This window comes from Nocardia amamiensis (assembly GCF_015477605.1).
GTDB lineage: Bacteria > Actinomycetota > Actinomycetes > Mycobacteriales > Mycobacteriaceae > Nocardia > Nocardia amamiensis_A.
Genome location: NZ_JADLQX010000062.1, coordinates 1 through 11,806, shown reverse-complemented (window position 1 = coordinate 11,806; position 11,806 = coordinate 1). Strand labels below are relative to the sequence as shown.

The 11,806-nt window shown below is 64.3% G+C and carries 10 protein-coding genes and 4 pseudogenes; 8 read left to right on the top strand and 6 right to left on the bottom strand.

Annotated elements, in window-relative coordinates; all coding sequences use genetic code 11:
• On the top strand, positions 1 to 438 hold a 438-nt coding region (locus IU459_RS35710; protein ID WP_195134016.1), incomplete at its 5' end, for a transposase.
• A 38-nt stretch (positions 439 to 476) separates the two neighbouring features.
• On the opposite strand, the gene IU459_RS35705 is transcribed toward IU459_RS35710, so the two are convergent.
• Positions 477 to 1,697: an MFS transporter gene (locus IU459_RS35705; RefSeq protein ID WP_195134015.1), complete on the bottom strand. Its 1,221-nt coding sequence runs from the start codon at positions 1,695 to 1,697 to the stop codon at positions 477 to 479.
• Positions 1,698 to 2,240: 543 nt separating this feature from the next.
• Here IU459_RS35705 and IU459_RS35700 point away from each other — a divergent pair.
• Entirely contained in the window at positions 2,241 to 2,435 is a 195-nt protein-coding gene (locus IU459_RS35700; protein ID WP_195134014.1) for a hypothetical protein, read from the top strand.
• Positions 2,436 to 2,651: 216 nt separating this feature from the next.
• Here IU459_RS35700 and IU459_RS35695 read toward each other — a convergent pair whose 3' ends face one another.
• The 4 genes from IU459_RS35695 to IU459_RS35680 form a co-directional block, all read right to left on the bottom strand.
• The gene (locus IU459_RS35695) at positions 2,652 to 3,908 is read right to left on the bottom strand and encodes a tryptophan 2,3-dioxygenase (RefSeq protein ID WP_195134013.1); all 1,257 of its coding nucleotides are present in this window, start codon (positions 3,906 to 3,908) and stop codon (positions 2,652 to 2,654) included.
• Positions 3,890 to 4,975: an aminotransferase class V-fold PLP-dependent enzyme gene (locus tag IU459_RS35690; protein WP_324199153.1), complete on the bottom strand. Its 1,086-nt coding sequence runs from the start codon at positions 4,973 to 4,975 to the stop codon at positions 3,890 to 3,892. The genes IU459_RS35695 and IU459_RS35690 overlap by 19 nt, the downstream gene beginning before the upstream one ends.
• An 80-nt stretch (positions 4,976 to 5,055) precedes the next feature.
• A complete protein-coding gene (locus tag IU459_RS35685; protein ID WP_195134012.1) occupies positions 5,056 to 5,787 on the bottom strand; it encodes a tryptophan 2,3-dioxygenase family protein in 732 nt (243 codons plus the stop codon).
• Between the two features lie 703 nt (positions 5,788 to 6,490).
• On the bottom strand, positions 6,491 to 6,790 hold the full coding sequence (locus IU459_RS35680) for a hypothetical protein (protein ID WP_195134011.1): 300 nt from the start codon (positions 6,788 to 6,790) through the stop codon (positions 6,491 to 6,493).
• 382 nt (positions 6,791 to 7,172) lie between these two features.
• On the opposite strand from IU459_RS35680, the gene IU459_RS35675 reads away from it, so the two are divergent.
• On the top strand, positions 7,173 to 7,343 hold the full coding sequence (locus IU459_RS35675) for a hypothetical protein (protein ID WP_195134010.1): 171 nt from the start codon (positions 7,173 to 7,175) through the stop codon (positions 7,341 to 7,343).
• A 265-nt stretch (positions 7,344 to 7,608) separates the two neighbouring features.
• On the top strand, positions 7,609 to 7,887 hold the full coding sequence (locus IU459_RS40240; protein WP_369123104.1) for a DUF2199 domain-containing protein: 279 nt from the start codon (positions 7,609 to 7,611) through the stop codon (positions 7,885 to 7,887).
• Between the two features lie 98 nt (positions 7,888 to 7,985).
• On the opposite strand, the pseudogene IU459_RS40235 reads toward IU459_RS40240, so the two are convergent.
• Positions 7,986 to 8,369 (bottom strand): annotated as a pseudogene (locus tag IU459_RS40235) (NAD(P)H-binding protein); the annotation flags it as partial.
• Positions 8,370 to 8,464: 95 nt separating this feature from the next.
• Here IU459_RS40235 and IU459_RS35665 point away from each other — a divergent pair.
• The 4 genes and pseudogenes from IU459_RS35665 to IU459_RS35650 all read left to right on the top strand — a co-directional run.
• Positions 8,465 to 8,827 (top strand): annotated as a pseudogene (locus tag IU459_RS35665) (winged helix-turn-helix transcriptional regulator); the annotation flags it as partial.
• Positions 8,811 to 9,500 (top strand): annotated as a pseudogene (locus IU459_RS35660) (IS256 family transposase); the annotation flags it as partial. The pseudogenes IU459_RS35665 and IU459_RS35660, both read left to right, overlap by 17 nt.
• An 81-nt stretch (positions 9,501 to 9,581) precedes the next feature.
• Complete coding sequence (locus IU459_RS35655; RefSeq protein ID WP_195134007.1) at positions 9,582 to 10,919, top strand: IS110 family transposase; 1,338 nt, start codon at positions 9,582 to 9,584, stop codon at positions 10,917 to 10,919.
• A gap of 323 nt (positions 10,920 to 11,242) precedes the next feature.
• Positions 11,243 to 11,700 (top strand): annotated as a pseudogene (locus IU459_RS35650) (transposase); the annotation flags it as partial.
• Positions 11,701 to 11,806 lie beyond the last annotated feature (106 nt).

Here is an 11,806-nt window from a genome sequence, read left to right as displayed (position 1 = left end):
CAGGGCGTGCGGCACCTGCTCGGCGCTCTGGATCTATCAACCGGCAAGCTCCACTATCGGATCCGGGATCGGAAGCGATGGCAGGAGTTCCTGTCGTTGCTGAAGTCGCTGCGGGCGCGCTGGCCTGGCGAAAGGCTCTACGTCATCGTCGACAACTTCTCCCCGCACAAGCGAGCCGAGGTCCGCGCCTGGGCCGCGGTCAACGACGTGGAACTGGTGTTCCTGCCGACCTATTCATCGTGGTTGAACTGGATCGAAGCCGAATTCGCCGCTCTCCGCTATTTCGCGTTGAACGGAACCGACCACCGCAGCCATGACGAACAGGACGCCGCGATCGGCGCCTACATCCGCTGGTACAACCAGCACGCCCAACCCAAGCGCGAGTTCGCCGTCAACTCCAAGATCCGGCGACCCGATTACCTACCCAAGGTTGCTTGACGAGGCACTAGGACCCGCTGTGTGACAGACGGCCCGGCTCAGCAGCGGTCGGGCTGTCTCACCGCTCGGACCGAGCCTGCGAATGCCGAAGGAATAACCACCGCAACAAGTAATACCGCCGAACCGGCTAATACGCTGCCGGCGCCTGCCTGCCGCGCAAGATGCGCAGCCAACATATACCCAGCAGGCAGGCTGACCAGGGATGCCAACCAATCGTACGAACTAACCCGAGATATAACCTCGTACGGAATCGTGCTCTGCACAACTGTTGCCCATACTGCGTTGACGTAAGCCGTGGCCAGCATGCCAAGCCCCGCAGCGATGCCCACGACCGAGGCCGCCCCGCCCATGGCAAGCACCAACAGGGGCGCCGCACCGAAGATCAGCAGAAGATGGCCGACCACAAGCGGTCTGCCCGGCATCCACCAGGCTGCGAGCAGTGACCCGGCTACCCCTCCGACAGCCCCGCCCGCCAACACCACACCCCACACGGCCGCCCCACCGAGCAGAAGCGGGCCCAGCACAAAGAACGGTGCCGAGACCAGGTTGTAGACGGAGTGCACCAGCAAACCGGTCAGATACCAGCGCCTCGACACGATCTCCCGCCAACCGGTCGTAAGTTCCCGCCACAACATAAAGCCGCCTTTGCCGGCCAGTCTGCCCGGTAGTCGCAGCGAAGCCATACACACGGCGCTCACCAGGAAGCTGGCGCCATTGATCGCGTAGACACAGCCGGGGCTGGTCACAGCGGCCAGCACACCGGCCAGCAATGGGCCCGCCACCCGGGACAGGCTCTGCGACATGCCCAGCATCGCGTTGGCCTGCCGGAGTTCGCCGGTTCGATCTCTTCCGACGATCTCCGGCACAAGTCCCGCAAGCGCAGTACGGGCCGCCGCAGATGAGGCGCTGTATGCGATTGACGCGGCCAACAACATCCACAGTCGCCCAACACCGCACAGGAGTACCAGGGCAACAGAGAACTGCACCGCAGCCTGAAGCACATCACTCACCAGCAAGATCCGGCGCCGCGGCAGCCGGTCCGCGAGTATCCCACCAAGCACCGTGAGAGCAACTCGCGCAACGACGGACACCGCGAGCACGGACCCGATATCCATCGCCGATCCGCCGAGCGAGACGACCGAAAAGATGAGAGCTACATTAACCATCCCGTCGCCAGTAAGAGCGACCGAACGCCCGGCCCAGAAGACAAGAAAGCCAGGAGTCAGACGGTATCCGAGGCGACGGTGTGGTTCGGGCATGCACACTGTAGGTACTAACTTCCCGCAGCTTGCTTGCCGATCACTGGCGGTGTCGGGAAAATATTGGATTCCGAGTTCACTTCCACGCCTACGCCCTCGTCCTCTTGAAGAAAAGAGTCGACGTTGAGAACCTTTCATCCCCGTGCCCACAGCGGTACGGGGGAAACGCCTACGATGCAGCCGACACGCTCGGCGCTACCGGTGACCTGGGCAGCGGCCAACAGAAACCGGTGCTGTAGTCAGCCTGTCGTGCACCGATAACGGGTGTGCTGCTAGGCGGGCGCCCGTAGGTCTGATGTGGTCTCGGGACAAGCCGAAGGGGCGAGCAATAGTGGATCCGCGCCTTTGGAATCGCGACGGCAGCACTGATGGCCCCGAAGTTCGGCGAAGGACTCGCCGAGCAAGCCGCCACGAGCAGCTGTCGCGCCGTCAGCAAGCTCGCGACCTGATCGCTGGCAAGTTCGGGCACGGCTCCGAAACGCACTGGGCTCTGTCCGAATTGGAGCGCAGCCCCACTCCGAAAACCAGGTTGCCGCCGCCGAGGTGATCGACACCGCCGCCCGTACTGTCTCGGGCTTCTCCCTCACCCTGCAACAGCTGGTGGGCGCCGCCCGAGAGGACGAGCCGATCAACACCTTTATCGCCAACGCTGCGGTTGATCACCGTCTCGGTGAAGGAATCATCTGCGCTGGGCTGTGTCCAGGAGGCTTTGTAGAAGTGGCGGTGATTCCGGATTAGGTGACGCCGCGTACTGTGGGGTACATTCGGCTGGTCAATTACCGGGCGACCGGTGGATAGGCGCGAATACCCCCGAACGAGCCTCGAACCGACGCAGACCGGTTCGGGGCTCGATTGGCATAATCGCATATCACACGGCGATCCCGAACAACCCCAGCGTGGCCGGTGACTGGCCAATCCTGGCGTTCAACGTGGTTGTGCTGTGGCCTCCTGCGTTCACGAACTGTGCTCGGAGGTGGCTCGTCGTGACCAGCTCGCTTCGACGGTGGTGAACACCGGGACGTTCTGTACTGCCGCGAGGTATGGAGTGCCTGCGGTGTAGCCGGTGCCACTGGCGTCGCCGAGCATCCGCACCGCCAGCCGATAGTGGGTGGTGCGCCAGCGGAGCAGCGCACTGGAGAAGTCCGCCATCGCCTCCGCCAGACGTGTCTGATCTGCCTCCATCAGATCGCCGGAGCGGCATGCTCGGGCGTAGGCTTCGTCGAGCGTGATGTGCAGCCCAGCCATCACCCGATTACGTACCTCGGGAACGGACTGGTATGCGGGGGAGTCGAGGCGTTCGATGTCCGGCTGGCGGCAGATCGATTCGACGATCTTGTAGTTATTCGACTGTATAGCGCTGGCCCCCTCCGTGAACTCGCGGAAGGTCCGGAACGACTCGATCTGCATGGTCGCCAGCATCGAGAACAGCGGCGCCGCCTCGCGCAGCGCTGCCCCAGACGATGTCAGGTAGTGCACCGTGCGGTCGACTTCACCGCTTGTCAGGCCGGCCACTGCTCCACGGAGTTGTACGGCCAGCAGCGCGAAAGTTGTTTCGAATGCTTGCAACACCCGCAGGAACAAGTACTCGTCGTGCGCCGTGTAGACCGGCAGCATGCTCAGCTGCAGCGCGCGCCGCTCGGCAGGGGACATATCGGCGCGCACCAGCGCGCATGCCTGGCGTGCCAGGTCGACCGGCTCTTTGACCGTCAATCCACTGTCGAGCGCCATGCGGGTCAGCGCCGGCCCGATCGCCCGCACGCCGTGCCGGAAGCGTTTGACAACCAGCTCCGGTGCTGGTCGCATCTTCGGCAGCAGCGTGGTGTGTCCCTCGAGTGCCGCCAATTCGAAGGCGAGGACGTCGGTGATGAGCTGCGAGGTGAGCCGGTCGCAGCGGGATCGGGCAAAGGGAGCCTGCTGCACCGGGTCGTCGGCTGTCGGCAGTTCCAGTAGCGGCAGCGCGAGGTAGGACGAGTAGTCGTAGCGGCTGTCCGGCTTGTCCAGTGCGGTGTCGAGGAAGGCGGCGAGTGTCCGCAACCGCGGCCACGGACCGTGCACGCCGGGCAGCACCGCCCGGGCCTTGCCGAGCAGCTCCAGCAGCTCGTTGGGCACAAAGTGCTTGCCGACGCAGTGATAGGTGCGGACCACGGCCTCGTAGGGGAACCGCTCGGGATCCGGTGCGTGAAGCCATGATCTCAATTCAGCGGTGGACATGGGACTGCCTCTCGGCTCGGGACAACATGGGACGAGGCACGTGGCTCGGTGCGCCGGGCGTCGCGCAGAGCCGCGCAGAGCGCAGCGACGTCGTCCACATCGCTGTAGTAGTGGAACGACAGTCGTACGACGTCGCCGCGGGGACTGACCGCAATGTCACGTTCGGCGAGCCGGTGTCCGAGCCCGGAAGGATCGGGATCGATCAGTCCGATGTGTGCGCCGCGCCGCATCGGCGCCACGGCGCGCACCTGCTCGCCTTGCTCGGCCAGCTGCTCACGGGCGAATTCGGTCAGGCGCCTCACGTGGTCATGGACGGTGGCCAGGTCCAGCTTGCCGATCAAGCGCAGCCCGGCGTTGGCGGCATAGCAGGCGGGCACCGCGGGCGTGCCGGTCTCGAATCGAGCGGCCGACGCTGGGAAGTCCAGTCGACGCGGATCGAAAGCGAACGGATCAACCCGGCCGAACCAGCCAGTCAGGCGCGGCGCGTGGTCGACGCGCTCAGGTGAGCGGGTATACAGGAAGGCGAGGCCGGGCAGGCCCAACAGATACTTCGAGGTGCCGGCAACGAGGAAGTCACAGTCAAGGGTCCCCACGTCGACCGGTTCCACCCCTACGGCCTGATAGGCGTCGACGAGAACCTCGGCACCAGCCGCATGCGCGGTCCGCACCACCTCGGCCACCGGCAGGCGAGCCGCGTCCTGATAACCGATGAGCGGTACCGACACCAGCCTGGTGGTGCAGTCGATCAGCGCGGCATAGCTTTCCGGTGTCGGGGCGGCGTACACGACCTCAGCGCCGCGGGAGCGTTGGGCGAGCCAGACATGAGCGATCGAGGGGAACTCCGCCGTGGTGGTGACGATCCGCGAGCGAGTCTCCCAGTTCCGGGTGGAGGCAACCTGGTACGCGCCGACCGACGCGTTCGGTACCATCGCCACCTGGTCGGGGCGCGCGCCGATCAAGGCGGCGAACCGGTCGCGTGCCTCGCTGACCTGGCTCTCGAAAGCCTGCCACGCCGCGCCTACGGTCATCTCCGCCAGCATCTGCGCCATCGCTCGATCGAGCTCCACCGAACGAGCACCGATACTGCAGCTGGCCAGGTATACGGTCCGCCGCAACATCGGGAAGCGCGCGCGAAATGCCTCAGGCGTCATAGCGAGCCGCCCTGGACGGAATCGGTGTACGGGTCGGCCATGGGGCCTGTCTCGGTCAGGTGAGTGCGGATCTGCCACAGTTCGGGGAAGAACCTGTGTGCGATGAGCTTGGTCAGCGTTTCCACCGGGGTGCCCTGCGTGCCGGTGACCTGGTGTCCGATGACCCGAGCGGCGACCTTGTAGTGCCGTACTCGCCACAGCGAGACCCGCTCGTCCCACTCGATCAACGCCTCGGCCAGCCGGTAGATTTCGTCCTTCCGCTCGGCGCGATACATCCCGTCCAGGTCGATCCCACGTTCCTCGACTAGCGCGGCGAAGGTTCGGCCGAGGGTGCGGGTGTCCCGCCGCACCGACAGCCAGCCGGGGGAGTCTGCGCCGGAGCCGTGGCCGAGCACGGTGCGGATGGTCTGGAAATCCCACGGCGACAAGTGCCGCATCATTTCCAACTGACTTGTCACCAGTTCCATCGCGAGCGAAGCCCGAGCCAGCAACGTGGTAGCGCCGTCCAACTCGCCGTCCTGGATTCGCGCAGTTGCTTCACGAATTTCGGAACAGGCCAGCTTCAGCCACAGTTCGGTCGACTGGTGGACGATCTGGAACAGCAATTCGTCACGGTGCACCATCTCTTCCGGGCGCCGCTGAAGCGAGAGCAGCGCGTCGGTTCGCATATAGCGGGCGTAGTCGTTGTCGCCCTCACCGCTCAACACTTGTCGCGAGTAATCCCTCATCGCGCGTTCTCCTTCGGCATACGCGACCCTTACGGCAACGCCAGGTGAGGTCGCAGCCCCGCCGACAGCTGTCCCCGGATCACTGCTATAACCTTCAACCAGAAAGGATGGGAAACTGTGGAGACAGGCGGCGTTTCACACTAGCCACTGCAGACATCGACAGGCATGGACGACCAGGACCAACCCTGCCTGACCCAGGTGGTAGCGAAGCCTTCTCGCGACGCCGGTCGCGCTTCATCGCAAGCCAGAGATCGGCGACCGCGGGGCTCGGGTAGCACATCTGTCTATACCCGTGGCCTTCAGGTCGTCTCGGCGGTGACGACTTATCCGGAATATCCATGACCTGGTATCACCTTTCTGCCGCCGGAGGACGGCGGAGGAAGCATTCGCTATCGACGTGCGCTCTCGGTCTGCTCCCTCGTCAGCCGGACGCTAAACCGCGAAGAGATATCGCTCGCTCCGGTGCTCGCGATCGACTGGCCGCGATGAAGCAGGCGCGGCTCCACTCCTCGTGTTTCACTTTCGAATTCGTACACCGCAAGCACCATGACGGTGGCAGCAGAGTTGTTTGGACCGCCGATGAACACTGGGATGTCCTGATACTTCGAGAGTGATGTGCTGACACTGTGCACAATTCCAGCGGAACGGACCAAACAGTATGGGGGAAATGCCTACCATCTCCACGCAACCCTCGCCCCGGGGCTCACCCGCAGCAGCCTGGCCGCCCGACGCGCTGTTCGAGCTGGTGCAGATAAAACGGACAGAATCGGGCGACGACCTCACCTGAACCGCTTCCACTTTCCGGCCGCTCCCTTCTCTGTGAAGGATGTGGACCATGCCCAAGCGTTGTCCGATCGAGCAGCATGAGCTTGCGGTGAAGATTGTGCTGGACCGACTCGACGGTTATCCGTCGGCGTATGCCGCCTGCCAGGCGCTCGCCGGGAAGCTCGGCGTCCATGCCGAGACCCTGCGTGTCTGGGTGAAACAGGCCCAGAATCGACACCGGCAAGCCTTCCGGGGTGACGAGTGCGGTACAGGGGCGGATCAAGGAACTCGAACGAGAAGACGAGTTCTGAAGGAGGCTAACGAGATTCTGAAGGCGGCTTCAATTTTCTTCGTCACCGGAGATCGACCCGCGCCACCCTTGATCTGCCCGCTCATCGACCGAATGCGTGCACCGGGTTACCGGGTCGATCCGATCTGCGGCGTGGTCACTGAGCAGGGCATGCAGGTCGCCGGACGCACGTATCGGAACTGGAAGACCACAGGCCCCTCAGCACTGACGATGACCGACGCGTATCTGACCGACGCGCAGCACGTCACCACCGGTACGCCCGAGGGCATGCGCGTCAGGCCCTCAAGGTCGGATCCGCACCGTCGACCGCTTGATGCGCCAGGAAGGCATGCCCGGCGTGGTCCGCGGCGGCAAACATCGCACCACGATCGCGGGGAAAGGCTTCGAGCATCGCCGAGCGCCGGATCTTCTCGACCGCGACTTCACCGCGTCCGAGCCAAATCGCAATTGGGTCACCGACCTTACCTACATACCTACCTGAGCCGGATTCATATATGTGGCGTTCGTAAGCCAGCCGGAAAGTCGGGAGCGTTCATAACGAACAAGTCGTCGCAGGTTCTGGTCGGATTCTGGTCTCCCGGTTATTGGGTTCTGGATAGGTATGGGGTGTCCCCCGCCTCTGTTGCCGACCCCTTTTGTCGACCTGCCGACGCCGTTGTCGGGGGCGGGTTGTATCGGCAATGGCGTCATTACAGTACCTACGTTTCCTCACCACAACCAGCATGCGCAATTAGGGAAACCCCTACATCGGTCACCAAACGGATCTGGAATTCCTCTGCTCATGCTGCGGTCAGGAACATGATGGACTGCCATTCAGCTATGGCACGGTCGCGCCCGCTTACTGGAATCAGGACCTGGCACGCGACTCGAGCAACGTCCTCGGCGACGAGCAGTGCGTCATCGGCGAGGAACACTTCTTCATCCGGACTCGCCTGATCCTGCACGTCGTGGACTCGGACAACGACTTCGAATGGGGAGTATGGGTTTCACTGAGCCAGCCCAACTTCGCCCGCGCGACGGAGTAGTGGACCAGCCCGCACACCGGCTTCGGGTTTAGACCAGCGCCGGTCGCGCCGCCGTCCGTGAAGCGGTCAGCCGAGGACGCTAGCCCCTCGTCACCTCCGATCCGGTACGAACCGGTGCGTGTGCCATCATCGAGCACCATCGGCGGGGTCACCACGAGCCAGTCAAGATCGGTGGCGCTGTCACGGAACGCCTGGAGGCCGGCCATGTGCCCGCGCCCGAACTCCCGGTACTCGTCAGGGAAGTCCGGGGCCTGGAACATCGGCAAGCCTGGCGCCACATCAAGCGTGGACACGACACCGACGACCAGGGCCCGTGCGACACCGGCCTTCGGCAGGCCGTCGAGCAAGCTGGTCGCAGCGCTTGCAAAGAACCCTAGCGGTGCGGCCTGCGGGTCGTACACTGCGCTGATCGCAGCGTCATGGCCAGCCGCAACTGCGGCAACGGCAGCGGCGTCGAGCACGTCCCCGGCGACGACCTGCACGCCGTCCCCGAAGGTGAGGCCGTGAATGGCGGCTTCGACGTGTCTGCTCGCGCCGTGGGCCCTCTGTATCTGTCAAGCGGCGTCGGCGTTGGACAGGCATGATCATCGGCTGCCTCGAAGACGGACCGAGGCGGTTCTCCGAACTCCAGGTTCCGCTGCGCAACGTCACCCCGAAGGTGCTGACCCAAACGCTGAGAGCCATGGAGCGTGACGGACTCATCACCCGCGCCGCCTATGCCGAGATCCCGCCCCGCGTCGAGTACGAACTGACCGACCTCGGCCGCACTCTGTACGGGCCGATCACCGCATGTAGAACATGGGCCAAGGAAAATCTCCCCACACTGCTCGCTGCCCGGGAAGCGTGGGCTCGCCAGCGGGGACTGTGGATTTATGGGTGTTTCCGGCCTGATTCGCTGACCGGATGGTCAGCGGGAAGGTGCCGTGATGACGACACTTGATGCCGTGGCGAGGAAGAAGGCCGAGGCTTCGGCCGAGGAGCTGGCAGCGGCGGAGCTGGTGCGGATGGCCAAGGAACAGGGCTTGTCCCTGACCGGGCCGAACGGGCTGCTCAAACAGTTCACCAAGACCGTCCTCGAGACGGCGTTGAACGAGGAGATGACCGAGCACCTAGGCTTCGAGCCGAACCAGGCGCCCGCCGAGCGGGACTCGGCGAACGTGCGCAACGGGACCAGGCCCAAGACGGTGCTGACCGAGACGACCGGGCCGGTGCCGATCGAGGTGCCCCGCGACCGCGACGGCAGTTTCGAACCCCAGATCGTCAAAAAACGCCAGCGCCGGTTGAGCGGGGTGGATGAGATCGTGCTGTCGCTGTATGCCAAAGGCCTGACCACCGGGGAGATCTCGACGCACTTCGCCGAGATCTATGGCGCGTCGGTATCGAAGGAGACCGTCTCTCGTATCACCGACAAAGTGGTCGCCGAGATGCAGGAATGGGTCAGCCGGCCGCTGGATGAGGTTTATGTGGCCGTCTTCATCGATGCGATCGTGGTGAAGGTCCGAGACGGGCAGGTCGCCAACCGACCGATCTACGCCGCGATCGGAGTCAGCGTCACCGGTGAGAAGGACATCCTCGGGTTGTGGGCCGGCACCGGCGGTGAAGGCGCGAAGTTCTCATAGTAAGTCCTGGTTCGGGGACTACTCCTTGTGCAGAGTGGGCGAACCCAAACTCGTTCGACTGCAAGGAGGCTCGTCTTGGCCAGGTTCGCTGGTGGTGTCGCGCAGGCCGGTTATGTGTCCAGGATTCGTGGTCTGGATCCGGAGCAGTGCCTAGTTGTCGCGGTCGATGTCGGCAAGCGGTCGGCGGCGGCGCTGGTAGCTGACCATCACGGTCGGATCGTGGCAGATCTGTTCGAGTTCGACCAAACTGTCTCCGGCCTGTCCCGATTCGTGACGGTGATCGCTGACGCCGAACGACGAGCCGGTGCCCAGAGCATCCGGATCGGAGTGGAAGCGGCAGGTCACTACCATCGGGCAGTAGCGACATCGCTGGCGCGCAACGGGTTCGATGTCGTTGAGCTCAACCCGTTTCAGGTCAAGACAGCGCGCGTGCAGCTCGGGCGGGCCCGCGTGAAGACCGACCGTCAGGACTGCCTGGCCATGGTGGAGTTGCTGGTGCGAGGTCAGGGCTGGCCTCTGCACCGCCATGACGGTCCACTGGCCGAACAGGCGATGTGGGTCGCGCAGCGGTGCCGGAAACTGGATGCCGCCCAGGTCCTCGGCAGCCAGATCCATGCCCTGGCCGACCTGGCGTTTCCGGGATTGACAGGCTGCTTCGCCAGCGGGTTGGAATCCAGAACCCTGCGGATGCTGCTGGCGACCGTGCCCGATCCGGCACGAGTCGCGGCCATGACACCAACAGAGCTGGTGGGGCATGCTGCCGACCACGGCGTACGGATGTTGCGGCCGAAAGCGGCCCAGGTCATCGCCGCCGCTGCCGAGGCCTTGTGCGTGCCCGATGCCCAACGCGCGACCGCGGCGCGCATGCTGGCCTCGGAGACGGCGGCGTTCGACATCCTGCAGAGCGAGCTGGCCGACTGCGAGCAACACCTTGCCGAGATCCTGCCACACACTCCAGCCGGAGTGCTGTTGAGCGTTCCCGGGATCGGTGTCATCACTGCCTCGTATTACGGTGCGGCTCTCGGTGATCCGTGGCGATTCCGCAATGCCGACGCCGCCTACCGATACTCGGGACTGACCCCGACCAGTTATGAATCCGCCGGCCGCCGGGCCAGCACGGTACGAATCAGCAAGATCGGGTCGGTGCAGCTGCGGCAGGCCATGATCACGCTCGGCACCAGTATCGCCCTGCATCACCCCGACTTCGCTGCCTACAAGCAACGACTGCGCGCCGCTGGGAAGAAGCCCATCGTCGCCACCATCGCTGTCGCTCATCGCGCCCATCGTCTGGCGTTCGCGATCATGCGATCCCAAAAGCCATATGACGCAACGCAATGGGCCGCGTCTACCGCGAAATCACGCCAGGCGGGCCGGTCCGTCACGGCCACCCGGAAGGTGACCGGAACGACGTAACCGACCCTGCCGACAACTTTACCGCCGACCACAACAGGCTCCTTCCGGCTCGCCCGGAAGGTCACGGTGGCGGGGGCCGCAGTGACGTCGACAAGTTTTAGCACGCCGGCGCCGACCGGACTGCGCAGCCAGCATGACGTGCGGCCCCCGTCCCATCACGCGAGCGCGCACAACAGCCAGCACCCATCGGAGTCGCGCCTACATGAGTAAGCGCCGCAGGGACAACCACCCACCCTCTTTCCAGGCGGAAATCGAAAAACTCGCGTCTCATCGCGAGTCGACCCAGCATGCCCATCACCACTTGACAAGCACTCCAGAACAGCTGGATGAGTGTGCTCACCGACATCCGCAACCGTGGGGTCAAGGACGTGTTCTTCCTGGTCTGCGACGGGCTCAAAGGCCTGCCGGAGGTGGTCGGCAACGTGTGGCCGCTGGCCACGGTGCAGACCTCATCCGTTTGATCCGCAACACCTTCCGGCTGGCCGGCCGCCAGCACTGGGACGCGCTGCGCCGCGATGTGAAACCGATCTACACCGCCGTCAACGCCGCCGCGGCGCGGGCAGCGCTGGACGAGCTCACCGAGCGGTGGGGATCGAAATACGCTGCGATCGTGCGTCTCTGGGAGAACTCGTGGGAAGAATTCATCCCGTTCCTCGACTACGACATCGAGATCCGACGTGTCATCTGCAGCACCAACGCCATCGAGTCGCTCAATGCCCGCTACCGGCGCGCGATCAAAGCCCGAGGCCACTTCCCGACCGTTCTGTGGAATCTGAAATGTCAAGGTCGTGTGGATTTGCCCTGGTTGACTGACACGATCGGCAACAGCGTGGCGGTCGCCGCGGTGCCGATCTCGCGTGGCGTGGCTCCGGCCGGAGTGGGGATGT

Bases quoted from the DNA above. Each gene is read 5' to 3' on its own strand.
- IU459_RS35705 (WP_195134015.1), bottom strand. From the start codon at position 1,697: ATGCCCGAACCACACCGTCGCCTCGGATACCGTCTGACTCCTGGCTTT.
- IU459_RS35695 (WP_195134013.1), bottom strand. From the start codon at position 3,908: ATGTCCACCGCTGAATTGAGATCATGGCTTCACGCACCGGATCCCGAG.
- IU459_RS35685 (WP_195134012.1), bottom strand. From the start codon at position 5,787: ATGAGGGATTACTCGCGACAAGTGTTGAGCGGTGAGGGCGACAACGAC.